The following is a 26067-nucleotide window of genomic DNA, read 5'->3' on the forward strand; positions in this document are numbered from 1 at the left end:
GGCCGTGCTGCAATGGCCATGCGGCACACACGGGCCGCCGCCCGGGGGCACTGCGGCGGCCAGTCCGTTATTTTGCCTCAAGAATCCAGCCCACCATGGCCTGGACGTCCGAATCCGGGATTTGCGGCTGCGGCGGCATCGGCACGGCGCCCCACGCGCCCTGCCCGCCCGCCTTGACCTTGCGCGCCAGCGCCGCGTGCGCATCCTGCCCCTTGTACTTGCCCGCGATGTCGGCAAAGGACGGCCCCACCAGCTTGCGGTCCATGGCGTGGCAGGCCACGCACTGGTACTGGCTGGCCAGCCGCGCGCCGGGCGCCGGCGCCGCCGGGGCGACCGATGCGACGCTTCCGGCGGCTGCGCTACCAGCCGCGATGCCGCGCACCGGCCCGAACGCCCGCTGCTGCTGCGCCAGGTCGCCGTGGGCGTCGCGGGCATAGGCCGGCATCGACGAGGCGATCGCTACCTGGTCCGCGCAGCGCGACATGCAGGCGGTGTTGCGGGTATCCGGCCGGCCGCGCCCGGGCCACAGGCCGTGGTCGGTGGTCATGCCGGCCCGGTTGGGCATGCGCCGCTGGACCTCGGCGATATTGGCGTCGGACAGCGTAAAGTCGGCCGGGACGATCTCGCCCAGGTTGAGCAGGTAGGCGGTGACCGCATAGACCTCGTTCACGCTCATGCTCTTGGGCGCGTTCCACGGCATGGCGCGGTGGATATAGTCCCACAGCGTGCTGACGGTGCTGACCTTCATCAGCGTGGTGCGGTAAGGCTGGTTGCCGGTCATGCCGGCGACGCGCCCGCGCCGGATATCCTCGGCGGTGGTGCCGCCGACCAGCGGCGTGAACACCTCGTTGGATTCGCCGAAGTCGCCGTGGCACGACGCGCATTTGCCGTCCCAGACCTTCTGCCCCTGCGCCACCGTGCCGCTGCCCTTCGGCAGGCCCTGGAAGTCCGGGCGCACGTCGATGTCCCATGCCGCCACTTCCGCCGGCGTGGCGGTGCGGCCAAGTGCCGCACGCGCGTCGGCCGTGCCGGCCGCTGCGGTTGCGGCGCAGCCGGCCAGCAGCAGCGCGGCGGCGATCCTGAGCTCAACCCACATGGACATTGGTCACCTCGCCGCCGGCCGCCACCTGCCAGCTCTGGATCGCGTTGTTGTGATAGATCGAGCGCGTGCCGCGCACCGCGCGCAGCTGCCCCAGCTTCGGCTGCACGTAGCCGGTCTCGTCGATGGCGCGGCTTTGCAGGAGGGCCGGGCTGCCATCCCAGACCCAGTCCAGGTTGAAGCGCGTCAGGCATTTGGACAGCACCGGCGCCTCCAGCCGCGCGGTGCGCCAGTTGCGCCCGCCATCGGTCGAGACATCGACACGCCGGATGCGGCCGCGCCCGGACCACGCCAGGCCACTGATGTTGTAGAAGCCCTTGCCAACCAGTTGCTGCCCGCCCGAGGGGGTAGTGATGACCGACTTGCACTCCTGGATCGAGGTGTACTGGCGCAGCTTGCCGTCGGGCATCATGTCGACGTAGTGGATGGTCTCGTCCTTGGCGTTCCACGGCTGGTCGCCAAGCTCCAGCCGGCGCAGCCACTTGACCCACGACACGCCCTGCACGCCCGGCACCACCAGCCGCAGCGGGTAGCCGTTCTCCGGGCGCAGCATCTCGCCGTTCATGCCCCAGGCCACGATGATCTCGTCGGCCAGTTCCATCGGGATGGTGCGCGTCATCGACGAGCCGTCGCCGCCTTCGGCCAGTAGGTAGCGGCCGCGGCGCAGGTCGGCGCCGGCATCGTCCAGCAGCACCCGCAGCGGCACGCCGGTGAATTCGCAGCAAGACAGCATGCCGTGGGTGTACTGCACGGTCGGCACCGCCACGTTGCCCCACTCCATGCCGGTATTGGCGCCGCATTCGATGAAGTGCATGCGCGACACCGCCGGCAGGCGCATCAGGTCGTCCATGGTGTAGACCCGCGGCGTGCGCACCAGGCCATTGATCATCAGGCGGTGACGGGCCGGGTCGAGATCGTGCCAGCCCTGGTGGTGGCGCTCGAAATGCAGGCCGTTGGGCGTGATGATGCCGAAGAAGCCTTGCAGCGGGGCGAACGCCACCGAGGCCGCCGACACCCGCGTCAGGCCCGGGGACTCGCGCCGCACCAGGTTTTTCTCATGAGCCGAGGGCTGGCCGTAGGGGCGTGCCGCCACCGGCTGTCCCAGTGACGTGGCCCACGGCTGTGGCTGCAGGATGGCGGGATCGCCGTCCGCGGCCAGCGCGTGCCGGCCTGTCGCGGCCGCGGCAATGCCCGCGGCGGCACCGAGGAAGCTCTTGCGCAGGAAGTCGCGGCGCGGCGCGTCCAGTCCGTGCCGGCCGATGTCCTGCTGCAGCGATGCGCTGACGAAGTGCTCGGGCGCGGGCACGATGCGCCCGGGCCGGTTCCGTTCCTGCAATGCGGTCTCCTCCGGCGCGCTCGCCACGGTCGGTCGGACCGGTCGGCGTGCCTGTTGTACGGAGCGCGGCAACCGGTGCGGCGCCTCCGTTCTGCTGCCGGAAGAGTGGTGGCGTCTAGCCTGCCGTGCGCCGCCTGCGCGCCGGGGCCTCCGGCGCGGGCTGTGCCATGAAGCGGTCGACCACGCCGGAGGGCAAGGCGTTGTCCTCCAGCCGGCTCGCCACCTGCACGCAGACCGTGCGGCACAGCTCGATCACGCTTTCGTCCGCAATGGCGTAGAACACCAGGTTCGCCTCCTTGCGGCGCGACAGCACGCCCGAGCGGTACATCGCGTTGAGATGCCGCGACACATTGGTCTGCGACGAACCCACCGTCTCGACCACCGTGCTGACCGGCTTCTCGCCATCGCACAAGGCGTGCAGGATCTTCAGCCGCGTCGGCTCCGCCAGCAGGCTGAAGTATCCCGATACCTTTTCGAACACGCGATCCAGCTCTTCCATGGCGTCTAATATATTCGTATATGCGTGAATGCGCATATAGTGTTTACCCATTGATGCGGCACAGCATGAAGGCGCCGCGATGCGGGCCCTCAGCGGCGCGCCAGCGCCCGCCCTGGCCAAAGGCGCTGGCCGAACACATTCAGCAGCAGCCCCGCCATCACCACGGCCGCGCCAAGCCACTGCGCTGCGGACAAGTCCTCGCCCAGCAGCGCGTGCGCCGACACCAGCCCGACCACGGGCACCAGCAGCGTCAGCGGCGCCACCTGGGTGGCCGGATAGCGCGTCAGCAGCCGGCCCCACATGGTGTAGCCGAACACCGTCGCCGCGAACGCCAGGTACGCCACCGCGAACACCGCCATGCCAGACACCTGCGTCACGCTTTGCGCGATGCGCGCCGGGCCCTCCAGCCACAGCGACAGCAGCGCGAACGGCACGATCGGGACCAGTGCGCCCCAGATTACCAGCCCGAGCAAGTCCACGGGCCCGATCTTCTTGCTGACGATATTGCCGCTGGCCCAGCAGAACGCGGCGCACAGGGTCAGCACAAAGCCCGCCGCGCTCATGCCGCCCATGCCGTCGCCCGTCAGGCCCGCGGCCCCGGCGCCGATCAGGGCCAGCCCGCCGGCGGCGACCGCCATGCCGGCGAGGTTGTGCCAGCGCACCGGCTCGCCCAGCCACAGCGCGGCGATCGCCAGCGTGAAGAAGGCCTGCGACTGCAGCACCAGCGACGCCAGCCCGGCCGGCATGCCGACCGCCATGGCGGAGAACAGGAAAGCGAACTGGCCAAGGCTGATGGTGACGCCGTAGGCCAGCAGCAGCCGCCACGGCACGCGCGGGCGCGGCACGAAGAAGATGGCCGGGAACACCACCAGCAGGAAGCGCAGCGCACCCAGCAGCATCGGCGGCACGCCCGCCAGCCCGACCTTGATGACAACGAAGTTGACGCCCCAGACGCAGACGATGGCGAGGGCGAGGAGACGGTCTCTGGCTTGCATTGGGAGTGCCGGGCGCGAGCGCGCGGGATGGTCGATCGGGACGCCTAGGGTAGCAGCGCCGGTGCCCGCGGCATTGTACGTTCTTGCGGTTTTGTGCGGGCACGAAGCGCCCGCACAAAACCGCTGTCAGCCCAGCATCTCCGCCCAGATCCCGCGGGCCCAGGCCAGCGCGTAATCGCCCTCGAGCGCCGTCGGCGCCGGCGACAGCCCGCCCGAGCCCGGCACCGTGACCATGGTCTTCTGCGCGGCATCGTAGCGATGCACGCTCGACACATGCACCGCCTCGCGGTCCGAAGTGAAGCTGTAGCAAGTGTTGTTGTACAGCGGCTCCGGATCCGGGGCGCGGCCCGACAGCAGCGCCACCAGCGCCGCCGCCGCGACCTTGCCGTGCTGGTTGGCCATATGGCCGGACTTGGGCATCAGCGGCGCGATCTGGATGGCGTCGCCGATCACGTGGATATGGGCCGCGGCGCGCGACTCGAAGCTGAGGAAGTCCACCTCGCACCACTTGGCATTGGCCGTGGCCAGCCCGGCCGACACCGCGATCGCGCCGGCCCGTTGCGGCGGCAGCACGTTGAGCACGTCGGCGCGCACATCGTCCTGCACCTCGAACTTGAGCGTGCGCGTGGCGGGGTCGACATCGGCCACCTCATGCTGCGGCCGGTATTCCACCATGCCCGGGTAATGCGTGGCCCAGGCCTGGCGGAACAGCGCCGCCTTCGAGGTGATGTCGGGGTTGGCGTCCAGGATCAGCACCTTGCTGCGCGGCTTGTGCTGCCTGAAATAATGCGCCACCTGGCAGGCGCGCTCGTACGGCCCCGGCGGACAGCGGTACGGCGCCAGCGGCACGCTGATGGCATAGGTGCCGCCATCGGGCATCGCCTCCAGCTGGCGGCGCAGCGCGACGGTCTCGGGGCCCGCCTTCCAGGCATGCAGGATCTGGTCGCCGCCGGGCCGTTTCAGGCCGGGCAGCGCCTCGGTCATCATCTCGACGCCGGGCGACAGCAGCAGGCGGTCGTAGGGCAGCGCGCCGCCGCCCGCCAGGCGCACGGTGCGCCGGGTGGGGTCGATGGCGACCGCGGTGTCGCGCGCGAGCCGCACGCCGTGGCGGCGCACCAGCGCATCGTACGGCAGCGTCAGGTCGCCGAGCTGGCGGCTGCCGCCGATTACCAGGTTCGACAGCGGACACGAGACAAAGGCCGGATTCGCTTCGACCAGCGTGACCTCGATGGCCTGTCCGCTCCATTCGCGCAGGTAGCGCGCCGCCGTGGCCCCGCCATAGCCGCCGCCCACCACCACCACCCGGGCCGGGGCCGCGGCGCGCGCCTGCCGGATCCCGGCCGTACCCAGCACTGCGGCGCCCGCGGCGCCGAGGAAGCTTCGTCTGTGCATGGCTCGCTCCCGTCAGCGCACGGCGGCAAACCAGGCCGCGATCGCGGCAATCTGGTCGTCGCTGTAACCCTTGGCAATCTGGTGCATCACCGTGGCCGGGCGCGTGCCGGCCTTGAAGGCCTGCATCTGCGCGGCAAGCTCCGTCTGCGGACGGCCGGCCAGCGGCGGGATGGTGCTGCCTGACGGAGCCCGCCCGGCCGGGCCATGGCAGTTGGTGCAGGCGGCGGCCTGGCTGCGCGCGCGCAGCGCGGCATCGGTAGCCTGAGCAGGCGCCGCGGCTGACGCAGCGCCGGGTTCGGTCGACTGCGCCGGCTGGGCGCACAGCATTGCTGCCAGCAACGCCAGTCGCGGCGGCACACGCCAGGCAGGCCGGGGGATCGTGGTTGTCATGGTCTCGCTCCGTCTGGGGCCGGCGCCGTGTTGTCGCAAGTCAGCCAGCGTGGCAACCGTAGCACATCGGCCGGGCCGGTGTGCGTTGCAAACCGTAGAACGAAAAACGGCGCCCGCATGAGCGGACGCCGTCTTGACCAGCGCGGCAACAGCGACGGGCGCTTCAGGGCAGATTGCGGCCGGGTGGCAGCGCCACCGGCGAAGAGACCGGCGCCGCGACCGGTGCCGTGGTGGTGGCGCCCGCGCTGCCGGCGGTACCCGGGGCGGCATTGGCCGGGGCATCGATGGGCCCGCCCACGCCCGGCACCGACTGCACCGGCGCCGGCGTGCCGACGCTGCCGTCGAACGACGGGTTCTGCGAAGTCGAGGCCGTATCCAGGCGCGCGCGCTCGGCGTCATTGACGTAGTCGAAGGCCTTGACCACCTTGGTCACGCCCGAGGCATTGCGCGCCACGTCGGTGGCCCGGTCGCCCTCGGCGCTGGTGACCACGCCGAGCAGGTAGACCACGCTTTTCTCCGTAGTGACCTTGATCGAGTTGGACGGCACGCCTTCGGCGGTCATCAGCAGGGTCTTGACCTTGCTGGTCAGGTAGGCGTCCTGACTCTGGGTCATGAAGCCGGGCGAGTTGACCACCTCCAGTTCATTGATCACCACGCGCGCATTCTGCAGGCCGCGCACGTACTGCTCGATCTGCTGCTTGACGCTGTCGCTCTTCGCTTCGCCGGTCAGCAGCACCTTGCGGTTGAAGACGGTCACGTTGACCCGCGCCTGGCCGCTGAAGCGCGAGTTGATGGTGTTCTCGGCCTCGAGCTGCAGGCCGCGGTCGACGGTCTGGGTGGCGGCCGGGCGGCGGTCGGTGGCCATCGCCACGCCGGTCCCCATGGCGCCTGCGATCACCGGGAAGCAGCCGGCCAGCTGCGTGGCGCACACCAGCGCGGCCGCGGCCAGGCCGGCGCGGCCCAGTCCGGCGCTGGCCAGGGGACGGGAAGGATGGCGCGCGTCCGCGCCGTTCCGGGGAGCTTGCGTAGTGGGCAGGTGAGTCATGCGGTCCTTGCTGTGGCTGGATGTTGGAAATAAGGGGGGCGGCGGAGGCCTGGCATCAGGCTTCCCCGAGCAGGGCCTCGTCAATGCCGTTGCACAGGCAGTGCAGCGTCAGCAGGTGCACTTCCTGGATGCGCGCGGTGCGCTCGCTCGGCACGCACAGGTGGATGTCGAATTCATCGAGCAGGCCGGCGATGGCCCCGCCGCCCTTGCCGGTCAGGGCCACCACGGCCATCTCGCGCTGGCGCGCGGCGGCCACGGCAGCCATGACGTTGTCCGAATTGCCTGACGTGGAAATCGCCAGCAGGATATCGCCGGGCTGGCCGAGCGCCTCGACCTGCTTGGAAAACACCTTGCTGAAGTCGTAGTCGTTGCCGATCGCGGTCAGGATCGCGCTGTCGGTGGTCAGCGCAATCGCGGCCAGGCCGGGCCGTTCGCGCTCGAAGCGCCCGACCAGTTCGGCGGCGAAATGCTGCGCCTGCGCCGCGGAGCCGCCATTGCCGCAGGCCAGAATCTTGTTGCCGCTGGTCAGCGCGCCAACCATGCGTTCCACCGCGGCGTCGATATAGGGAGCCATTACCGCCGCGGCCTCTCGCTTCGCTTCGGCACTGTCTAGGAACTGTTGCTGAATACTGTCGATACTCATGGCTCTGGGGCCGGTTTGTTGCCATGGCGATCCGCAGATCGCCGCTCATGTCTGCCGCTTATGTCTGCCGCGCATTATGACCCAGCCCCGGCGGCATCCACGTCAAAGGCGTGCTGCAACCACTCCAGCCGGCCGGGTTCCAGCGCCACCACGTCAAAGCGGCAAGGGGGCACCCGGGCCAGCGTGGCCAGGTAGTGCCCCGCGGCCAGCAGCACGCGCCGCTGCTTGGCCGGGGTGATGCTGGCCGCGGCGCCGCCGAAGTCGCGCCCGCTGCGGTGGCGCACCTCGACGAACACCAGCGTGCCGTCCGGCGTGCGCATCACCAGGTCGATCTCGCCGCCTTTGCAGCGATAATTGCGCACCACGGGCTCCAGGCCCTGGCTCCGCAAGTGGGCCAGGGCCCGGTCCTCTGCCTGCGCCCCGCGTGCCTGACGGCTCGGCTCCTGCGTGGATTTGAATGATCGCATCAACGGAAGTTCTCAAGCATGAGTGACTGGATCTCCCTGGCGGCAAGCCAGTCGTACCCGGCCGGCACGCTGTATGTCGTGGCCACGCCCATCGGCAATGTCGCCGACCTGTCGCTGCGGGCACTGCATGTGCTGGGGCTGGCCGACGCCGTAGCGTGCGAAGACACGCGCAATACCGGCCAGTTGCTGTCGCGCGTCGGCCTGCAGCGGCCGCTGGTGGCGGTGCACGAACACAACGAGCGCGAGGCCGCGGGCCGCATCGCCGAACGCCTGGCGGCGGGCGAGCGCATCGCCTACGTCTCGGACGCCGGCACGCCGGGTATTTCCGACCCCGGCGCGCGGCTGGTCGAGGCGGTGCGTGCCGCCGGCCATCCGGTCGTGCCGCTGCCAGGGCCCAGTGCGGCGGTGACAGCGCTGTCGGTGGCAGGCGACCTGCTCGATGCCGGCGCGGGCCGCTTCACCTTTGCCGGCTTCCTGCCCCCCAAGCCCAAGGCCCGCGCAGAGGCCATCGCCCGCCTGGCGGCGCTGGACCACGCCTGGGTCTGCTACGAGGCGCCGCATCGCATCGCCGACACGCTCGCCGCGCTGGCCGCGGGCCTGCCCGGCGAGCGGCGGCTGCTGGTCGGGCGCGAACTGACCAAGCTGTTCGAAGACATCGCCGTGTTGCCGGTGGCGCAGGCGCCGGCCTGGCTGGCGGCCGACCCAAACCGGGCCAAGGGGGAATTCGTGCTGGTGGTGGAAGGCGCCGGCAGCGCCGCCGCCGAGGGTGGCCTGCCGGATGCCGAAGCGCAGCGCGTGCTGTCGCTGCTGCTGGCCGAGCTGCCGGCCAAGCGCGCCGCCAAGCTGGCGGCTGCCATCACGGGCGCCGGCACCGACGCGCTGTATCAGTTGGCGCTGGCGCAACGCGCCGGCCGCGCCGACGATTGATGCCGCGGCCCGCGCGCAAGCATGGGCCTGCAGGTGCGAATGTAATGTGGAGGTGTCAGCGCGCGGCGGCATGCGACGGCGCTGGCGCGGTCAGCGGCGCTTGCGCTTGACGGTCTTGCCGGTGGCCTTGAACGCCTTGGCGGGCGCCAGCGAATTGGCCAGTTCCGGCACGGACACGTCGTCATCGCCGCTGCCGTCGCCGGCCTCGGTGCCGCCGGCATCCACCTGCGGGCCCAGCGCGGCCACTTCAGTGCGGGTCAGGCGGCGGATCTCGACGTTGGTGGCGCCCCGCTCGACAAAGCCCAGGCGGCGCGCGGCGCCGAAGGACACGTCCAGCACGCGGTTGCCGTGGTATGGCCCGCGGTCATTGATGCGCAGCACCGCGACCTTGTTGTTGCGCAGGTTGCGCACCAGCACCCAGCTGTCCAGCGGCAGCGACGGATGCGCCGCGGTCATGGCGCGCATGTCGAAGCGTTCGCCGTTCGCGGTCTTGCGCCCGTGGAAGCCCTTGCCGTACCACGAGGCCACGCCGCGCTGCTCGAAGGTGCCGATGTCGGCGCGCAAGCCTTCTAGCGAATTGCCGCTGCGGCCTTCGTCCGGGTCGTAGCCGAACAGGTTCCAGCTGCCGCTGTCCGAGGCGCGCGCGGCTTTGTCGGTGTCGGCGCGTTCGGGCTTGACCGGCTTGGCGTTCCTTGCCGCGCGCGTGGGCACGGCGCCGGTGTCATTGCTGGCGGTGTCGCTTTCTGGCGGTGTGGCACAAGCGGCCAGCACCACGGCGCAGGCGGTGCATGCGCCGAGTTTGGCTAGCCGTTGCCAGCGCTTGGTGAGAGCGGAGATCCTGAACATGGGCGGCAGTCTAACATTGACTGTTTCGGACTATGTCTTTCAATTTGTTACGAAATCTGTGCGATTTCGCACGATCGTGGCCTAATTGGCCGAAATCCCGCATGTAGCAACGGATTCCGGGCCACGGCGCCGATGCGTGATGGGAAACTCATTCATCACATCGAACCCATGAGGTCGTGTCTGGCGGCCCCGGCGCTACAATGCTGGGCACGGTCGCCGCAGCCCGCGGCGCCGCTTGCGCCCGCCAGCGGAACTACCGCCGAGACGCGCTTTTGCCGGCGCGGCCCGGCCACCAGAAACTGCCATGAAAGCCCTGCTTATCCCGGTCACGCCCTTCCAGCAGAACTGTTCGCTGCTGATCGATGAAAGCACTGGCGTCGCCGCGGTCTGCGATCCCGGCGGCGACCTCGAGCGGATCCGCGGGGCGGTGAAAGAGCAAGGCGTCACGCTGGAAAAGATCTTCCTGACGCACGGCCACGTCGACCATTGCGCCGGCGCCGCGGCGCTGTCGCGCGAACTCGGCATCCCGATCGAGGGGCCGCATCAGGACGAGCGCTTCTGGATCGACCAGCTGCCCGAGCAGACCCGCCGCTTTGGCTTCGGCCACGCCGAGAGCTTCGAGCCTGACCGCTGGCTCGAAAACGGTGACACCGTGCAGTTTGGCAATGAAACCCTGGAGGTCTACCACTGCCCCGGCCATACCCCGGGCCATGTGGTGTTCTTCTCGCGCCCCAACCGGCTCGCCGTGGTCGGCGATGTGCTGTTCGCCGGGTCGATCGGCCGTACCGACTTCCCGCGCGGCAACCACGCCGACCTGGTCCGCTCGATCCGCACACGGCTGTGGCCGCTGGGCGAGGATGTGACCTTTATCCCGGGACACGGCCCGGTCTCGACCTTCGGCGAGGAACGCCGCCACAACCCGTACGTCGCCGACCACCTGATCGACGCGGGTTGAAGCCATGGCCAAGCGACAGGCGCCCGACACCCGACCCGAGATCTACGTCAGCACCGACGTCGAGGCCGACGGCCCGATTCCCGGCCCGCACTCGATGCTGTCTTTCGCCTCGGTGGCGATGCTGGCGGACAAAACCGTGCTGGGCACCTTCTCGGCCAACCTCGAGACGCTGCCCGGCGCCGCCGGCCACCCGGTTCAGATGCAGTGGTGGCAAACCCAGCCTGAAGCCTGGAGCGCCTGCCGGCGCGACCTGCAGCGCCCTGAAGAGGCCATGGTGCGCTATGTCGAATGGGTCGAGGCGCTGCCCGGCAAGCCGGTCTTCGTTGCCTTTCCCGCGGGCTTCGATTTCACCTGGATGTTCTGGTACATGATGCGCTTTGCCGGGCGTTCGCCATTCGGCTGGGCCGCGCTCGACATCAAGACCCTGGGCTTTGCCCTGACCGGACGGCCCTACCGGAAGACGGTCAAGGCGGCGTTCCCGGCGGGATGGATGGATCCGCTGCCGCACACCCACGTGGCGCTCGACGATGCGATGGAACAGGGTGCGCTGTTCTGCAACATGCTGGCCACGCTGCGCGAGCGCGAAGGCGCACTGGCCGCGTTCACGCCGGATACGGCAGCTGACGCAAGCGTGCCCTCACCTCCGCAAACGCAAGGCTGATCGCCTGCTGCGATGCGTCAAGCGCGGCGGCATGTCCCTTGCAGGCCGGCGCTCGCAACTGGCGCCAGCCAGCCTATAGTAGAAGCGGATATGGCGTTACCGGGCGAAACGAGCCATGACTAACCGGCGCACTTGCGCAGCCACGCCATATGCCGCTTGAGCCATCTTGCCCGGACCGCGCGGCGCCTGCCGAGGAGGTGTCCATCATGCGTTTCCCTACCGACCTGCACTTGAGAGACCTGGCCGGCCGGATCCATTGGCCGCATGCCACGCGGGACGCCACGCCCATCACGCATCGCCACTCCTCGGACGAGGACGCCGAAGTCGCCAAGGCCACGCTCTACGTCAGCACCGTGACGCTGGTGGTACTGCTGGTGGTGCTGGCGGCCATCGCTTTCGGTCAGGAGGCCATGCACTGGCTGGGTGTTCATTAGACGACCCCGCCTGAAGCAGACTGCCTCGCAGACCGGCCGGCCCCCACTCACCGTGGGGGCCGGTTTTATTTCAGGCGAGCAGCGGCGCGACGTTTTCGGGCGGCCGGCCGATCGCGGCGCGACGGTTGCGCACCACCACCGGGCGCTGCAGCAGGATCGGGTGGTCGGCCACCGCGGCCAGCAGCTCGGCATCGGTCAGGCCAGGGTCGGCCAGGCCCAGTTCCGCATAGGGCGCTTCGTTGTCGCGCAGCATTTCGCGCACCGGCAAGCCCAGCAGGGTGTGCAACTGGCGCAGCGTCGACAGCGACGGCGGATCCTTCAGGTACTCCACGATCTCCACCGGCTCGCCCAGCCGCCCGGCGGCGGCCTGGACCAGGGCAAGGGTCTCGCGCGACTTGGAGCAGCGTGGGTTGTGGTAGATGGTGATCATGGCAGGTCCTTTCTTGTCGAGGCCGCGCTCCATGGCGGGGCGGCGGCACTAATGCGGTGCAAATCAATCCGCACTATATACAAGACAGCGGCCGGCGCGCAGCATCATGCCGCGCCCGTCTCCGGCACGCATCCTGCGTTACACCGGCTTCTTGCTCCAGGCGCCATTGCCGATGACCTCCCTCCCTGTTTCCGCCACCGAGCCCCGCTTCACGCTGCGTGACGCCACGCGCGCCGACGTGCCTGCCATCCACGCCATCTATGCCTACCACGTCCAGCATGGCCGCGCCTCGTTCGAAGAGGAGCCGCCGAGCGTCGACGAGATGCAGTTGCGCTTCGCCGAAGTGCACCGCAAGGGCCTGCCCTACCTGGTCGCCGAGCGCGCCGGCGCGGTGCTGGGCTACGCCTATGCCTCGGCCTATCGCGCGCGTAGCGCCTATCGCTTCGCCATCGAAGACTCGATCTACATCGACCACCGGCGTGTCGGGGAAGGCCTTGGCCAGGCGTTGCTGGCCGAACTGATCGCACGCTGCGAAACCGGCCCGTGGCGCCAAATGGTCGCCGTCATCGCGTGCACCGCCGGCGGCGAAGGCGCGGGCTCGCTGGCCTTGCACGAGCGGCTGGGCTTCCGCACCGTCGGCCGGCTGGAGGCGGTGGGGTTCAAGCATGGGCAGTGGATCGATACGGTGCTGATGCAGCGGATACTCGGCGCGGGTGCGACGTCGCTGCCGGCCTAGGCGGAATCGGCTTCCCCGAGTTCAGACGTGTCTCATAGGCATGCAGGGCCTTCTGTATCGACAATGCCTATACTTTGTCATCACAAGGAAACCGGACATGCTTGTGTCAGAAGAAACCGAACTCACGTTCACGCTGGACGCCCAGATGCATGACGCATTGATCGCCGAAGCCAGCGCCCGGGGAAGCACGCCTTCGGAAATCCTCCGGGACCTGGTGCGCGAATACCTCGATCGCAACGGCAAGAAGCGCGACTACGAGGCTTTCCTGCACAGCAAGGTTGAGGCCTCCCGCGCATCGATGCGCGACCTGGGTGGCATTCCTGCAGAACAGATCGAAGCGGAGTTCGCGGCCTGGCGCACTGCGGCCCGGCGGCGAGCTTGAGGGTTGTCTGGACAGCACTGGCCCGGCGCGATCGCACACTAATTTTCGAGTTCATTGCCCAGGATGACGTCGAAGCCGCTGCTCGCATGGATGAACGATTTCTCCAGGCAGCGGAGCGCTTGTGCGCGTTCCCCGTGTTGGCGCCGGCGGGCTGCGTGCAAGGCACCCGAGAATTTGTGGTTCACGAACACTATCGCCTGATTTACGAGGTCGAGCGCGATACGGTGCTGGTGCTCGCATTGGTCCATACGTCGCGCTGCTGGCCGCCGCTCGAAGCGCGGACGTGATCGGATCGGCCAACAAAAAAACGCCACGGATCTCTCCGTGGCGTCTCTCCAGCCAAGCTAGGCGCCTGCGGCGCGCAGCCTTACTTCATCAAATCCGACAGCGCCAGCGCCACCACCTTGGTCGCACGGTTCAGGTCGTTCAGGCGCAGGTTCTCGTCCGAGTTGTGGCCGCGCGCTTCCATCAGCGTGCGCGGACCGGCGCCGTACAGCACGGTGGGGATGCCGCGCTTGGTGTAGTGGCGGGCGTCGGTGTAGAGCGGCACGCCTTGCACCGGAATCTCCACGCCGAAGACGGATTCGGCGCGGCTCTTCAGGGCGCCGATCAGCTTTTCCACGCCCGGCAGTTCGGACAGCGGCTCGGCCAGGATGATGCGCTCGACCTTCACTTCGATGCCCGGGCGGTCCTTGGCGGCCTGCTCGACCACGGCGCGGATCTCGCCTTCGGCGTCGAAGCCGATCTCCTCGGGGATCATGCGGCGGTCGACGCGGAAGGTCACCAGGTCCGGCACCACGTTGGTGTTGATGCCGCCCTTGATCAGGCCGACATTCAGCGTGGCGGTGTCGATGCCCGGCACCTTGGACTTGCGCGTCGCCAGTTCGGCGCGCAGGCCGTAGATCGCCTGCAGGATATGGGTAGCGGCTTCGATGGCGTCGACGCCGGTGTGCGGCATGGCGGCGTGGCCCTGCTTGCCCTTGACCGTCACTTCGACGTGCAGGCAACCGTTGTGCGACGAGGTGATGCCGTACGAGAAACCCGCCGAGATGGCGTAGTCAGCCTTGCTCAGGTTGTTGTCCAGCAGGAACTTCGGGCCGATGTCGCCGCCGGTTTCCTCGTCATAGGTGAACTGCAGCTCGACCGCGCCGTTGATCTTCGCGCCCTGCTTCTCGGCTTCCATCAGCGCCAGCACGGCATAGGTGTAGGTGGCGAAGTCCGACTTGGACACCGCCACGCCGCGGCCGTACATGACCGGGCCGTGCTCGCTGTCGGCCACTGCGCCGCCGTACGGGTCCTTGGTCCAGCCCAGGCCGGGAGGCACCACGTCGCCGTGGGCGTTCATGGCGATGGTCGGGCCGCCCGTGCCGAACTGCTTGCGCACGATCAGGTTGGTGGCGCTGATCATGCCGGCTGCCTTCACCAGCTCGTCGGGCACCTTGTGCGCCTCCACCGTGAAGCCCAGGCCCTCCAGCAGTGCCTTGGCGCGCTTGCCGTGCGCGTCGCAATCGCCGGCCGGGTTGTCCGAAGGCACCTTGACCAGTTCGGCCAGGAAGGCTTCCTGTTGCGGACGATGCTGGTCGATGAACTGCGTCAGCGTGGTGTCGATGGGGTTCATATTGTCTCGTGCGGTCATGACTGGTTCTCGTAACTTCTGAGGGAGGTTCGGGTGGGGTTTCCGGGGGCTGGTTACTGCGGCAGCCGGAAGTGCTCGACGAAATCGCTGAACACGCGCGCGGACAGTGCGGCATCCTCGGCGGTCATGGTTTCGGTGGGATGGTGGCTGATGCCGCCGTTACCGCAGCGCACGAACAGCATGGCGACATCGGCGATGGCGGCAATGGCCATGGCGTCGTGGCCGGCGCCCGACGGCAGGTGGCGCACGGGCACGCCCTGGCGGGCAATGGCGGCGGCCCATTGCTCTTGCAGCCACGGGGCGCACGGCACGCTCTTCGCCTCGTGGGTCTTGCGGATCTGCACGCGCACGTTGCGGCGCGCGCAGACGCGCTCGATCTCGGCCAGCACGTCATTGACGGCGGCCTCGCGCTCGGCGTCGTCGCCGGCGCGGATGTCGATCGAGAACACCGCACGGCCCGGCACCACGTTGGTGGCGCCGTTGGGGACGTTGAACTGGCCCACGGTGCCGACCAGGCCGGGCTTGCCGCCGCAGCGCTGCTCGATATACAGGCCGATTTCGGCGCCAGCCATGGCGGCGTCGCGGCGCATGTCCATCGGCACGGTGCCGGCATGGCCGGCCAGGCCTTCCAGCTCGACGATGAAGCGGGTCGCGCCGGAGATCGCCGTGACCACGCCCACCGGCAGTCCTTCGTTGAGCAGCACCGGGCCCTGTTCGATATGCACCTCGATAAAGGCCGCCACCTTGCTGCGGTCGTGCCTGGCGTCGGGCAGCGCGGCGGCGTCGAAGCCTGCTGCGCGCATCACCTCGCGCATGGTCTTGCCGCTGTCGTCGACGTTGTCCAGCACGTTGTTGTCGAAGGTGCCCGCGATGGCGCGGCTGCCCAGCAGCGTGGCCTTGAAGCGCACGCCCTCTTCCTCGGCGAAGCCGACGACCTCGAGTGCAAACGGAAAGCGCTTGCCCTGCCGGTTCCATTCCGCCACGCAAGCGATCGGCAGGATCACGCCCAGGTTGCCGTCATAGCGGCCGGCGTCGCGCACGGTGTCGAAATGCGAGCCGGTGAGCAGCGCCGGCGCGTCGGGCGTGGTGCCCTCGTAGCGGCCGATCACATTGCCGGCGGCATCGCGCCGCACCGTCATGCCGGCCTGCTGCATCCACTCGGTCAGCTGCGCCGCGGCGCCGTGGTGGGCGTCGGTCAGGTAGGTGCGGGTGAGCATGCCGGGCTGCTCGGTGTGGGCGGCCAGGGCGTCGGCCCAGGCCATGATGCGCGTGCCAGTCTCTGCGGCGGACGGCGACGGATTTGCTGCCATGCGTGTCTCCTGCTGGAAGTGCGTGAAAGCCGCGGCGGCGTGGCTGGCGGGTGCCAGTGCGGGCGGGACGCCCATGGCCGAAGCTCTATTCTGTGCGATTCATGGTAGCACAGTGAATTCAAAAATTGCATACAAAAATGATATGCACTATATTCGGTTCCACGTTCAGACAATGCGCTGCGGACAATCCGGTCCGGACAACGGATTGCGTGGATTCCGCCCCAACAGGGGGGCAGTCCGCGCGGTGGCGCGCTTCCCACCCGGGAGCCCTGCCTCAGAACGTAAGGCCGGCAGCCCACCCAGCCGTCAGAGCAGTACGGGGCCGCCGGTGATTCCTGGATCGAAATGGGCCAGCCGTGCACATGCGCGGGACCGGCCCGGCACGGAGACAACCATGCAGCACGCAGTTCCCTCGCAGCACCGCCCGGGCGCACCACGCCTGCACACCCGCTTTACCCGCTCGCTGTTCGGCCAGGTGCTGATCGCACTGGTGATCGGCACGGCACTCGGCCTCGCCTTCCCCGAATTCGCCGCCAAGCTTAAGCCGCTCGGCGATGCCTTTATCAAGCTGATCAAGATGCTGATCGGCCCGATCGTGTTCTGCGTGGTGGTGGCCGGCATCTGCGGCGCCGGCGAGCTGAAGAAGGTGGGCCGCGTCGGCATCAAGGCGGTGGTGTATTTCGAGATCGTCACCACCATCGCGCTGGCGCTGGGCATCGTGCTGGCTTATGTGTTCCAGCCGGGGGTCGGCATGAACGTCGATCCCCGTTCGCTCGACGCCTCGGCCATTGCCGGCTTTATCGACAATGCCACCAAGGTCAAGGACCAGGGCACGGTCGACTTCCTGCTCAAGCTGATCCCCAATACCGTGTTCGGCGCCTTTGCCAACGGCGACGTGCTGCAGGTGCTGCTGGTGTCGGTCCTGTTTGGCTGCGCGCTGTCGCTGGTGGGCGAACCGGGCCGGCCGCTGGTCAGCCTGATCGATACCTTCTCGCACACGCTGTTCAAGATGATGGGCTTCATCATCAAGCTGGCGCCGCTGGGCGTGCTGGGCGCGGTGGCCTTCACCGTGGGCAAGTACGGCATTGGCTCGCTCAAGCAGCTGGGCTTCCTGGTGTTCCTTTTCTATGGCGCGGTGACCCTGTTCGTGCTGGTGGTGCTGGGCACGATCATGCGCGTGTGCGGCTTCTCGGTGATCAAGCTGATCCGCTACCTGCGCGCCGAGTTGCTGGTGGTGCTGGGAACGGCTTCGTCGGACAGCGTGCTGCCACAGGTGATGAAGAAGCTGGAATTCATGGGCATCAAGAAGTCGGTGGTGGGCCTGGTGATTCCGACCGGCTACTCGTTCAACCTGGACGCGTTCTCGATCTACCTGACGCTGGCCGCGGTCTTTATCGCGCAGGCCACCAACACCCCGCTGGCGCTGCCCGACCTGCTCGGCATCCTGGCGGTGGCGCTGATCACCTCCAAGGGCGCGCACGGCATTCCCGGCTCGGCCATCGTGATCCTGGCCGCGACGCTGTCGGCCCACCCCGCCATCCCGGCAATCGGCCTGGTGCTGGTGCTGTCGGTGGACTGGTTCATCGGCATCGCGCGCGCGCTGGGCAACCTGATCGGCAACTGCGTCGCTACCGTGGTGGTGGCCGCGTGGGAGAAGGACATCGACCGCGCCCGGGCCCATGGCGTGCTGAACGGCACCATCGAGGCATCGGACCTGGACGCGGGCCTGGCGGCCATGGCGCAGGACGGCGCTGCCGCCGGCTCCGCGGTTGCGGTCCCGGGCCCCGTCGCGGGGCGCTAGAATCACGCATCTCCCCAACCGCGCAGCCTCTGCGCAAGTGCGCTGCCATGCCCGAGCATATCGATCCTGACATGACCGCCGAAGCGATTGCCGAAGACATTGTCGCGGCCATCGTTTCGCACCGCCTGCCGCCCGGCACCAAGCTGCGCGAGGAGGCGTTGGCCAGCGTCTACCGCGTCAGCCGCACCAAGGTGCGCGCGGCGCTGCTGATGCTGTCCAAGGACAAGGTCATCCAGATCGTGCCGGACAAGGGCGCCTTCGTGGCCAAGCCCAGCGCCGAGGAGGCGCGCGAGGTGTTCGCGGTGCGCCGCATCCTGGAGGCCGCGCTGGCGCGGGAGTTTGTCGCCAAGGCCACCGCCGCGGACTACAAGCGCATCGACCGCCACCTGGCGGCCGAGCGCAAGTCGCTGGCGGGCAACGATGCCCAGGTGCGCACCCGGCTGCTGGGCGACTTCCATATCGTGCTGGCCGAGGTGGTCGGCAACGGCGTGCTGACCGAGATGATGCGCGAGCTGTCGACGCGCAGCGCGGTCATCACCATGCTGTACCAGTCGCGCCGCGACGCCGCCTGCTCGTCGGACGAGCACCGCGAGTTCATCGAGGCCGCCCGTGCCGGCGATGTCGAGCGCGCCGTCGCGCTGATGGTGGACCACCTGGGCCACGTGGAAGGCGCGCTGCATTTCGAGGAAACTGCGCCGGTGGCGCGCGGCAAGGACCTGGTTACGGCGCTGCTGGCATAACGCCGACGCTGCCGCCCTGCCGATCCACCCCGGCCTGCAGCGACCCGCTTGACGTGAGTCAAAGCATCCCTGGGCGCCCGCGGGCACACTTCATCTCGCCATGAAGACGCGGGGGCGCACTTCATGAGCAACTTGCCTGCCGGCACCTCATCGTCGGCAGGCTGCCCGCACGCTGCAACGGTGTGCGGGCTTTCTTTTTTCTGAGGACTGGCTTCCGCGGCGCGGAATGGCGCACCGTCCCGCGGCCCTTGGCCCGCGCTGTCCGCACCGGTTTTTCCCTTTCCCGACAGCGGGTTGCGACATCCAGAGCCATGCGTCCGGCCGCCCGTGGCCGCGCCGTGCGCGTCGCCACTTTCCTTGCGTGCCCGCCACGCGTGAAAACGAATCCCGCCTTCGGGTTAGGATGCCGGAGGCCCCGCCAGAGGCCAGCACCGGCGCGCAACGCTGCGCGGTCGGCCGCGCACCATAACAATCACAGGGAGACGCCATGCGCCATCGCGCGATACCTGCCGTGCCGCCGCGCCGCCGGCGCTAGCGCTTGCCTGCATCCGCCCTGCTCCCTGATCGACAAGGACTTCCCATGCCCAGTGCTTTCCGCCCCGACGCTTTTGCCGGCAAGACCGTATTCGTCGCCGGCGCCTCGTCCGGCATCAACCTTGGCATCGCGCACGGCTTTGCGCGGGCCGGCGCGCGGCTGGCGCTGATCAGCCGCACCGCGGAGCGGATCCAGGCCGCCGCCGACACCATCACCGCGGCCGGCGGCACCGCCATCGGCATGGCCGCCGACGTGCGCGACTACGCCGCGGTCGAGGCCGCCTTCACCCGCGCGCAGGACCAGCTGGGGCCGATCGACGTGGTCATTTCCGGCGCCGCCGGCAATTTCCTGGCGCCCGTGGTCGGCATGTCGGCCAATGCCTTCAAGACCGTGGTCGATATCGACCTGCTCGGCACCTTCAATGTGTTCCGCGCCAGCTTCGACCACCTCAACAAGCCCGGCGCGTCGCTGATCGCGATCACCGCGCCGCAGGCGGTCAACGCAATGATGTTCCAGGCCCATGCGTGCGCCGCCAAGGCCGGCATCAACATGCTGATCAAGTGCCTGGCGATGGAATGGGGGCCGGCGGGGGTACGCGTGAACGGCATCTCGCCCGGCCCCATCGCCGACACCGAAGGCATGGCGCGGCTGGCGCCGACGCCCGAGATGGAGGCCCGCTACAAGGCACGCCTGGCGCTGCGCGACTACGGCACCAAGGACGACATTGCTGACGCCGCGATCTACCTGAGCAGCGACAACGCCCGCTACGTCACCGGCACCATCCTCGACTGCGACGGCGGCAGCAAGCTGGGCGACGCCTCGGCCGATGCGCTGAAGAAGCCTCAATAGACCGGCCGCACCAGATTCCTGCACCCGCAACGACCCCAGAAACCAGGAGAACCACCATGACGGCATCCGTCCTCTATCAAGCCAGCGAAGGCGTGGCCACGCTGACCCTGAACCGCCCGGACGTGCTCAATGCACTGAACGCCGACATCCTGCGCGAACTGCGCGAGTCAGTGGACCGCGCGGCGGCCGACACCGAAGTGCGCGCCGTGCTGCTGACCGGTGCCGGCCGCGGCTTCTGCGCCGGCGCCGACCTGGCCGCGCGCCAGGGCGGCGGCGTGTCCGATTCCGGCACGCTGCTGCGCGAGCGCTACCACCCGATCATCATGGCGCTGCGCGAAATGCCCAAGCCGGTCATCACCGCGGTCAACGGCGTGGCCGCCGGTGCCGGCATGAGCCTGGCGCTGGCGGGCGACGTGGTGCTGGCGGCGCGCTCGGCCAGCTTCCTGCAGGCGTTCTCCAAGATCGGCCTGATCCCGGATGCCGGCAGCACCTACTTCCTGCCGCGCTATGCCGGCGAGATGCGCGCCCGCGCGCTGGCCATCCTGGCCGAGAAGATCGATGCGGAAGAAGCCCACCGCATCGGCCTGGTGTGGAAGATCCATGACGACGCCGCGCTGCAGGACGAGGCCGGCAAGCTGGCCCGCCACTTGGCCACCATGCCGACCCTGGCCTACGGCATGATCAAGGAGGCCCTCAACCAGAGCCTCGGCAACGACCTGGCCGCGCAGCTCGAGGTAGAAGCCACGCTGCAGTCGCGCGCCAGCCGCAGCGAAGACTGCAAGGAAGGCGTGGCCGCCTTCGTCGAGAAGCGCAAGCCGCAGTTCAAGGGCCGCTAAGCGCGGCAGCCGCGCACCACCGCCACTTCCAGGGAGCCCGCGCATGAGCGCCAGCAGCAATGAACGTATCCTCGTGACGATCGACGGCGGCGTCGCCGACGTCCGCCTGAATCGCCCCGACAAGATGAACGCGCTCGACCAGGCCATGTTCGACGCCCTGATCGAGACCGGCGAACAGCTCGCGCGCCTGCCTGACCTGCGCGCGGTGGTGCTGTCCGGCGAAGGCCGCGCCTTCTGCGCGGGCCTGGACATGGGCCGCATGGCTGGCATGTTGTCGGACGATGCGGGCGCGTCGCACCAGGACAGCATCGGCGCGGGCCGGCTCGGCCAGCGCACCCACGGCATCTCGAACCGCCCGCAGTACGCCTGCATGGTCTGGCGCGAGCTGCCGGTGCCGGTGTTCGCCGCGGTGCACGGCGTGGCCTTTGGCGGCGGGCTGCAAGTGGCGCTGGGCGCCGATGTCCGCTACCTCGCGCCGGATACCAAGGTGTCCGTGATGGAACTGAAGTGGGGGCTGGTGCCCGACATGGCGGGCATGGTGCTGACGCGCGGGCTGGTGCGCCCCGATGTGCTGCGCGAACTGATCTACAGCGCGCGCGTGCTGAGCGGTACCGAGGCGTGCCAACTGGGCCTGGGCACTTACCTCGCCGATGACCCCCGCGCCGCGGCGCTCGAGGCCGCGCGCCAGGTGGCGCAGAAGAACCCGCACGCGATCCGTGCCGCCAAGCGCCTGATGGCGGTGGCCGAGCACGGCGACCACGCCGCCATCCTGCAGGCCGAGTCCGACGAGCAGGACCGGCTGGTGAGCTCGCCCAACCAGCGCGAGGCGGTGCTGGCCAACCTGCAGAAACGCGCGCCGCGCTTCGAGCCGGCGGGCTGAAGCCGGCAGCTCAGCGGTGGCGCCGGCGCCGCCGTGCCCAGGCCAGCGCATAGACCGCCACGTTGATGCCCAGCACCGCCAGGCCCAGCCACAGCTGCACCGCTGGCGTGAGCCCGGCCGGGTAGATCAGCGGCAGCAGGTAACGTTCGACGAAGCCGCCGCTGTATCCTGCCTCGCCGGCGGTGTGGCGCAACGCATTCTCCAGCGGCGTCAGCGGACAGATCCAGCCAGCCCATTCGATCAGCACGCCCCACACCGCCGCGGGCAGGTGGACCCAGGCGGCACTCGGCCAGCGCAAGACCAGCAGTCCGCCCGCCACCACGAACACGATGAACAGCCCGTGCGCGATGACCACCAGGTCGGCCAGCCAGGCGGCGATGGGCATCGGGTGCGGCGGCGGCCTCAGTTGCCGCCCGCCGTTTCCATCCAGTAGCCCGGGCGCGCGAACTGCGCCTTCAGGTGCTCGATGAAGAAGCGGATCTTGGCCGGCACCGGGCGCTGCTGCGGGTACACCGCGAGAATGTCGTAAGCCGGCAGCGCGTATTCGTCCAGCACCGTGATCAGCTCGCCGCTCTCCAGTTGCGGCAGGATCTCCCAGGTGGAACGCCAGCCCAGGCCCAGGCCCTCGCCGGTCCAGCGGTGCAGCAGCTCGCCGTCGTTGCAGTCAAGGTTGCCGTTGACGCGCACGGTCACGGTCTTGCCGTTCTGGCTGAAGTACCAGCCGCGCTGCTGGCCGCCCTGCAGGTTGAACGCCAGGCAGTTGTGCTGGGCCAGGTCGTCCAGCGTCTGCGGCACGCCGTATTTGGCAAAGTACGCCGGCGTGCCGCAGACCACGCGCTTGTTCGATGCCAGCTTGATCGCAACAAAGTTCGGATCGATGGCGCCGCCGATGCGGATGCCGACGTCATAGCCCTCGCGCACCAGGTCGACCACGCGGTCGGTCAGGTTGAAGGAGATCTGCACCTCCGGATTGCTGGCCAGGAATGCCGGCGCGTGCGGCGCCACGTGCTTGCGCCCGAACGCCGCCGGTGCCGACACGATCAGGTGACCGGTGGCCTTGTGCTTGCCTTCGGCGATCAGCATCTCGGCCCGGTCCAGGTCGGCCAGCGCCTTCTTGCACTGCTCCATGAACACCGCGCCCTGCTCGGTCACGGCGATACGGCGCGTCGAGCGGTGCAGCAGCTTGACACCGATGCGGGCTTCGAGGGCGTTGATGCGGCGGCCGATCATCACCGGCGTGACGTTCTGCGTCAGCGCCGCGGCCGCCATGCTGCCGTGCTCCACCACGGCGATAAAGGCTTCGATTTGCTTGAGTTTGTCCATCGGATATTCGTCTCCCGGGCGCCATTGTGCGGCATCGCCCGGGTTGTGGCATCCCCGCGCGGCTGATGCGCCGGATCGAGGCGGGCGCATAAAGGCCGCCCCGAGACCTGCCAAGGGGCATGCGGGAGCACCCGCGCACAGCTGCTGTCAACCTGCGCCAGCCGTACGCTTGCCGATTTGCGCGTTCATCTCGGCGGCCTCGCCCAGCACATGGACCAGGCGCCGCAGCGGCCGGCTGCATTGCAGATGCAGGTACAGGTAGCAGGCGGCGCCGGTCACGACCATCACGCCGTAGAGCCACAGCAGCGTGCCGGCCAGCGCCTGCTGGCGCGGCAGCGCGGCCATTACCGCGGCGGCAGGCGCCAGTGCCAGCAGGAGCGCCAGGGTACGCGCCGCGCCCTCCCACAGCCGCAGTTGCAGCGCCACGCGCCGCTGGCGTGCCTGCAGCTGCGGCGGCGGGATGCGCGCCAGCCGGCGCAGCAACGCGTCTTCGGCGGCACTGTCGCGGTCCAGTTCGGTCGCCTGCCAGCGCAGCGGATGGCGCAGCCGCGCCAGCACGGTGCCGGCGCGGGCCAGCCCCGCGCCGACATAGCAGGCGGCCGCCAACGCCAGCAGGGCTTCGAAGCCGCGCAGCGTCCAGAGTGGCACCGGCTGCCCGAGCCCGAGGCGCCAGACAGCCAGCCCGGCGCCGCTCAGGAGGGTCGCGGCCAGCATGGCGATAAAGCCGACCCACAACGCGCCCCCGAGCCGGCGGTCCGGCGCCGGGGGGCCGGCGGCCGGCGCAGGCATCGCGGCGGCAAGCGCTTCAAGCAGTTCGTAGGTGGACGGCAGCCTGGAATACATGGTCGGCCCGGATGGCATGGCAATGCCGCCATTTTGCCGCAGCGCCGCGGTGGCCCGCGGGCGTGGCTGCGTACCCAGTGCTGCGCGGCGTGTCCGTACCGTCACACCACATATCCAATTGCCCGCGCAAGCGAACGCTCGCTGACCGTCCGGCCAGCCTTCCAAGCCGATATTGCGTACCCCAGGTATCGAATCAACTGATCGCGCTTCTGTTTATCCCAACCGGCTTGCGGGAATAGGATCAACTCCAATGAAATTTCCCACCATTACCGGAGACAAGATCATGGCAAAGATGAGAGCAATCGACGCGGCAATCGCCGTGCTGGAGAAGGAAGGCGTGACCACCGCGTTCGGCGTGCCCGGCGCGGCCATCAACCCCTTCTACTCGGCGATGCGCAAGTCGGGCAACATCAACCACGTGCTGGCCCGCCACGTCGAGGGCGCCTCGCACATGGCCGAAGGCTACACCCGTGCCGAGCCGGGCAATATCGGCGTCTGCGTCGGCACCTCGGGCCCCGCCGGCACCGACATGATCACCGGCCTGTATTCGGCCTGGGCGGATTCGATCCCCATCCTCTGCATTACCGGCCAGGCCCCGCGCGCGCGCCTGTACAAGGAAGACTTCCAGGCCGTCGACATCGAGTCGATCGCCAAGCCCGTGACCAAGTGGGCCGTCACCGTGCGCGAGCCGGCGCTGGTGCCGCAGGTGTTCCAGCAGGCGTTCCACATCATGCGCTCGGGCCGTCCGGGCCCGGTGCTGGTGGACCTGCCGTTCGACGTGCAGGTCGCCGAGATCGAGTTCGATATCGACACCTACCAGTCGCTGCAGCCGTACAAGCCGGCTGCCTCGCGCGCCCAGATCGAGAAGGCCATCGCCATGCTGAACGCGGCCGAGCGCCCGCTGATCGTGTGCGGCGGCGGCGTGATCAACGCTGATGCATCCGAATTGCTGGTCGAGTTCGCCGAGCTGGTCAACGTCCCGGTGGTGCCGACCCTGATGGGCTGGGGCGTGCTCGCCGACGACCACCCGCTGCAAGCCGGCATGGTTGGCCTGCAGACCTCGCACCGCTACGGCAACGCCACGCTGCTGGCGTCGGACTTCGTGATGGGCATCGGCAACCGCTGGGCCAACCGCCACACCGGCAGCGTCGACGTCTACACCAAGGGCCGCAAGTTCGTGCACGTCGATATCGAGCCCACCCAGATCGGCCGCGTGTTCGGCCCGGACCTGGGCATCGTCTCGGACGCCAAGGCCGCACTGGAGCTGTTCGTCGAAGTCGCCCGCGAAATGAAGATGGCCGGCCGCCTGCCGTGCCGCAAGAGCTGGGTTGCCGACGTGCAGAAGCGCCGCCGCACCATGCAGCGCAAGAGCGATTTCGACAACGTGCCGGTCAAGCCGCAGCGCGTCTACCGCGAGATGAACCAGTACTTCCCGCGCGACGTGCGCTACGTCAGCACCATCGGCCTGTCGCAGATCGCAGCGGCGCAGTTCCTGTCGGTCAACCAGCCGCGCCACTGGATCAACTGCGGCCAGGCCGGCCCGCTGGGCTGGACCATCCCGGCCGCGATCGGTGTGAAGACCGCCTCGCCGGATTCCGACGTGGTGGCGATCTCCGGCGACTACGACTTCCAGTTCATGATCGAAGAACTGGCCGTGGCCGCGCAGTTCAAGGTGCCGTACATCCACGTGGTGGTGAACAACTCCTACCTCGGCCTGATCCGCCAGGCGCAGCGCGGCTTCGAGATGGACTACTGCGTGCAGCTGGCCTTCGAGAACGTCAACTCGCCCGAGCTGAACGGCTATGGCGTCGACCACGTCAAGGTGGTCGAAGGCCTGGGCTGCAAGGCGATCCGCGTGTTCAAGCCGGAAGACATCGGCCCGGCCTTCGCCGAGGCACGCGACCTGATGGCCGAGTTCTCGGTGCCGGTGGTGGTCGAGGTGATTCTGGAGCGCGTGACCAATATCGCGATGGGCACCGAGATCGACAACATCAACGAGTTCGAGCCGATCGAAGACATCGAGGACGCCGACGAAGCGATCCTGAACGAAGAAGTGGAAACGGCGTAAGACGCGCCC

At 68.8% G+C, this 26067-nt stretch carries 29 protein-coding genes; 13 read left to right on the forward strand and 16 right to left on the reverse strand.

Annotated features, from left to right (window positions below; genetic code table 11):
• Positions 1 to 67: 67 nt before the first annotated feature.
• The 9 genes from E5S69_RS18915 to E5S69_RS18955 all read right to left on the reverse strand — a co-directional run bounded on the left by E5S69_RS18915 (position 68) and on the right by E5S69_RS18955 (position 7866).
• Positions 68 to 1102, reverse strand: a complete 1035-nt coding sequence (locus E5S69_RS18915) for a c-type cytochrome (protein ID WP_171516175.1) — start codon at positions 1100 to 1102, stop codon at positions 68 to 70.
• Entirely contained in the window at positions 1086 to 2435 is a 1350-nt protein-coding gene (soxC, locus tag E5S69_RS18920; RefSeq protein WP_171516176.1) for a sulfite dehydrogenase, read from the reverse strand. Before soxC ends, E5S69_RS18915 begins: the two co-directional genes overlap by 17 nt.
• Before the next feature lie 115 nt (positions 2436 to 2550).
• Positions 2551 to 2970, reverse strand: coding sequence for an ArsR/SmtB family transcription factor (locus tag E5S69_RS18925; protein WP_171516177.1), 420 nt, complete (start codon positions 2968 to 2970; stop codon positions 2551 to 2553).
• Between the two features lie 53 nt (positions 2971 to 3023).
• Entirely contained in the window at positions 3024 to 3929 is a 906-nt protein-coding gene (locus tag E5S69_RS18930) for an EamA family transporter (RefSeq protein ID WP_171516178.1), read from the reverse strand.
• Between the two features lie 126 nt (positions 3930 to 4055).
• Complete coding sequence (locus E5S69_RS18935) at positions 4056 to 5321, reverse strand: NAD(P)/FAD-dependent oxidoreductase (protein ID WP_171516179.1); 1266 nt, start codon at positions 5319 to 5321, stop codon at positions 4056 to 4058.
• A 12-nt stretch (positions 5322 to 5333) separates the two neighbouring features.
• Positions 5334 to 5711, reverse strand: a complete 378-nt coding sequence (locus E5S69_RS18940; RefSeq protein WP_171516180.1) for a c-type cytochrome — start codon at positions 5709 to 5711, stop codon at positions 5334 to 5336.
• A 163-nt stretch (positions 5712 to 5874) separates the two neighbouring features.
• Complete coding sequence (locus tag E5S69_RS18945) at positions 5875 to 6756, reverse strand: BON domain-containing protein (protein WP_171516181.1); 882 nt, start codon at positions 6754 to 6756, stop codon at positions 5875 to 5877.
• A 55-nt stretch (positions 6757 to 6811) separates the two neighbouring features.
• Positions 6812 to 7399 carry a phosphoheptose isomerase gene (locus E5S69_RS18950; protein WP_171516182.1) on the reverse strand — a complete coding sequence of 196 codons (588 nt, stop codon included), beginning with the start codon at positions 7397 to 7399 and terminating at the stop codon, positions 6812 to 6814.
• A gap of 74 nt (positions 7400 to 7473) precedes the next feature.
• Entirely contained in the window at positions 7474 to 7866 is a 393-nt protein-coding gene (locus E5S69_RS18955; protein ID WP_171516183.1) for a YraN family protein, read from the reverse strand.
• 18 nt (positions 7867 to 7884) lie between these two features.
• On the opposite strand from E5S69_RS18955, the gene rsmI reads away from it, so the two are divergent.
• The gene (rsmI, locus tag E5S69_RS18960) at positions 7885 to 8793 is read left to right on the forward strand and encodes a 16S rRNA (cytidine(1402)-2'-O)-methyltransferase (RefSeq protein WP_171516184.1); all 909 of its coding nucleotides are present in this window, start codon (positions 7885 to 7887) and stop codon (positions 8791 to 8793) included.
• A gap of 90 nt (positions 8794 to 8883) precedes the next feature.
• Here rsmI and E5S69_RS18965 read toward each other — a convergent pair whose 3' ends face one another.
• Entirely contained in the window at positions 8884 to 9639 is a 756-nt protein-coding gene (locus tag E5S69_RS18965) for a septal ring lytic transglycosylase RlpA family protein (protein ID WP_171516185.1), read from the reverse strand.
• A 304-nt stretch (positions 9640 to 9943) separates the two neighbouring features.
• Here E5S69_RS18965 and E5S69_RS18970 point away from each other — a divergent pair, with 304 nt between their 5' ends.
• From E5S69_RS18970 to E5S69_RS18980, 3 genes are all read left to right on the forward strand, one after another.
• Positions 9944 to 10594, forward strand: a complete 651-nt coding sequence (locus E5S69_RS18970) for an MBL fold metallo-hydrolase (protein WP_171516186.1) — start codon at positions 9944 to 9946, stop codon at positions 10592 to 10594.
• A gap of 4 nt (positions 10595 to 10598) precedes the next feature.
• Positions 10599 to 11255, forward strand: coding sequence for an exonuclease (locus tag E5S69_RS18975; protein ID WP_171516187.1), 657 nt, complete (start codon positions 10599 to 10601; stop codon positions 11253 to 11255).
• Between the two features lie 206 nt (positions 11256 to 11461).
• Positions 11462 to 11689, forward strand: coding sequence for a hypothetical protein (locus E5S69_RS18980; protein ID WP_012354224.1), 228 nt, complete (start codon positions 11462 to 11464; stop codon positions 11687 to 11689).
• Positions 11690 to 11759: 70 nt separating this feature from the next.
• On the opposite strand, the gene arsC is transcribed toward E5S69_RS18980, so the two are convergent.
• Entirely contained in the window at positions 11760 to 12119 is a 360-nt protein-coding gene (gene arsC / locus E5S69_RS18985) for an arsenate reductase (glutaredoxin) (RefSeq protein ID WP_171516188.1), read from the reverse strand.
• 172 nt (positions 12120 to 12291) lie between these two features.
• Between arsC and E5S69_RS18990 the strand changes: the two genes are divergently transcribed.
• The 3 genes from E5S69_RS18990 to E5S69_RS19000 all read left to right on the forward strand — a co-directional run bounded on the left by E5S69_RS18990 (position 12292) and on the right by E5S69_RS19000 (position 13524).
• A complete protein-coding gene (locus E5S69_RS18990) occupies positions 12292 to 12855 on the forward strand; it encodes a GNAT family N-acetyltransferase (RefSeq protein WP_171516189.1) in 564 nt (187 codons plus the stop codon).
• 97 nt (positions 12856 to 12952) lie between these two features.
• Entirely contained in the window at positions 12953 to 13237 is a 285-nt protein-coding gene (locus E5S69_RS18995; RefSeq protein ID WP_171516190.1) for a ribbon-helix-helix protein, CopG family, read from the forward strand.
• Positions 13234 to 13524, forward strand: a complete 291-nt coding sequence (locus tag E5S69_RS19000; RefSeq protein ID WP_171516191.1) for a type II toxin-antitoxin system RelE/ParE family toxin — start codon at positions 13234 to 13236, stop codon at positions 13522 to 13524. Before E5S69_RS18995 ends, E5S69_RS19000 begins: the two co-directional genes overlap by 4 nt.
• 80 nt (positions 13525 to 13604) lie before the next feature.
• Here the strand turns inward: E5S69_RS19000 and E5S69_RS19005 are convergent, their stop codons facing one another.
• The gene (locus E5S69_RS19005) at positions 13605 to 14873 is read right to left on the reverse strand and encodes a M20/M25/M40 family metallo-hydrolase (protein WP_171516192.1); all 1269 of its coding nucleotides are present in this window, start codon (positions 14871 to 14873) and stop codon (positions 13605 to 13607) included.
• A gap of 53 nt (positions 14874 to 14926) precedes the next feature.
• On the reverse strand, positions 14927 to 16183 hold the full coding sequence (locus tag E5S69_RS19010) for an allantoate amidohydrolase (protein ID WP_171516193.1): 1257 nt from the start codon (positions 16181 to 16183) through the stop codon (positions 14927 to 14929).
• 394 nt (positions 16184 to 16577) lie between these two features.
• Here E5S69_RS19010 and E5S69_RS19015 point away from each other — a divergent pair, with 394 nt between their 5' ends.
• The 5 genes from E5S69_RS19015 to E5S69_RS19035 all read left to right on the forward strand — a co-directional run bounded on the left by E5S69_RS19015 (position 16578) and on the right by E5S69_RS19035 (position 21824).
• On the forward strand, positions 16578 to 17984 hold the full coding sequence (locus E5S69_RS19015) for a C4-dicarboxylate transporter DctA (RefSeq protein WP_171516194.1): 1407 nt from the start codon (positions 16578 to 16580) through the stop codon (positions 17982 to 17984).
• Positions 17985 to 18031: 47 nt separating this feature from the next.
• Positions 18032 to 18724 carry a GntR family transcriptional regulator gene (locus tag E5S69_RS19020; RefSeq protein ID WP_171516195.1) on the forward strand — a complete coding sequence of 231 codons (693 nt, stop codon included), beginning with the start codon at positions 18032 to 18034 and terminating at the stop codon, positions 18722 to 18724.
• A gap of 580 nt (positions 18725 to 19304) precedes the next feature.
• Positions 19305 to 20108 carry an SDR family oxidoreductase gene (locus E5S69_RS19025; protein ID WP_171516196.1) on the forward strand — a complete coding sequence of 268 codons (804 nt, stop codon included), beginning with the start codon at positions 19305 to 19307 and terminating at the stop codon, positions 20106 to 20108.
• A gap of 56 nt (positions 20109 to 20164) precedes the next feature.
• Positions 20165 to 20944: an enoyl-CoA hydratase-related protein gene (locus tag E5S69_RS19030; RefSeq protein WP_171516197.1), complete on the forward strand. Its 780-nt coding sequence runs from the start codon at positions 20165 to 20167 to the stop codon at positions 20942 to 20944.
• Between the two features lie 43 nt (positions 20945 to 20987).
• A complete protein-coding gene (locus E5S69_RS19035; protein ID WP_171516198.1) occupies positions 20988 to 21824 on the forward strand; it encodes a crotonase/enoyl-CoA hydratase family protein in 837 nt (278 codons plus the stop codon).
• A 10-nt stretch (positions 21825 to 21834) separates the two neighbouring features.
• On the opposite strand, the gene E5S69_RS19040 is transcribed toward E5S69_RS19035, so the two are convergent.
• The 3 genes from E5S69_RS19040 to E5S69_RS19050 all read right to left on the reverse strand — a co-directional run bounded on the left by E5S69_RS19040 (position 21835) and on the right by E5S69_RS19050 (position 23990).
• Positions 21835 to 22209 carry a DUF2784 domain-containing protein gene (locus E5S69_RS19040; protein WP_171516199.1) on the reverse strand — a complete coding sequence of 125 codons (375 nt, stop codon included), beginning with the start codon at positions 22207 to 22209 and terminating at the stop codon, positions 21835 to 21837.
• Between the two features lie 17 nt (positions 22210 to 22226).
• Positions 22227 to 23147, reverse strand: coding sequence for a LysR family transcriptional regulator (locus tag E5S69_RS19045; protein ID WP_026164199.1), 921 nt, complete (start codon positions 23145 to 23147; stop codon positions 22227 to 22229).
• Positions 23148 to 23294: 147 nt separating this feature from the next.
• Positions 23295 to 23990 carry a hypothetical protein gene (locus tag E5S69_RS19050; RefSeq protein WP_171516295.1) on the reverse strand — a complete coding sequence of 232 codons (696 nt, stop codon included), beginning with the start codon at positions 23988 to 23990 and terminating at the stop codon, positions 23295 to 23297.
• Between the two features lie 283 nt (positions 23991 to 24273).
• Here E5S69_RS19050 and gcl point away from each other — a divergent pair, with 283 nt between their 5' ends.
• Positions 24274 to 26058: a glyoxylate carboligase gene (gcl, locus tag E5S69_RS19055; RefSeq protein ID WP_171516200.1), complete on the forward strand. Its 1785-nt coding sequence runs from the start codon at positions 24274 to 24276 to the stop codon at positions 26056 to 26058.
• Positions 26059 to 26067 lie beyond the last annotated feature (9 nt).

Origin of the sequence: Cupriavidus necator (assembly GCF_013141915.1) — a bacterium.
GTDB classification, from domain to species: Bacteria; Pseudomonadota; Gammaproteobacteria; order Burkholderiales; family Burkholderiaceae; genus Cupriavidus; species Cupriavidus necator_B.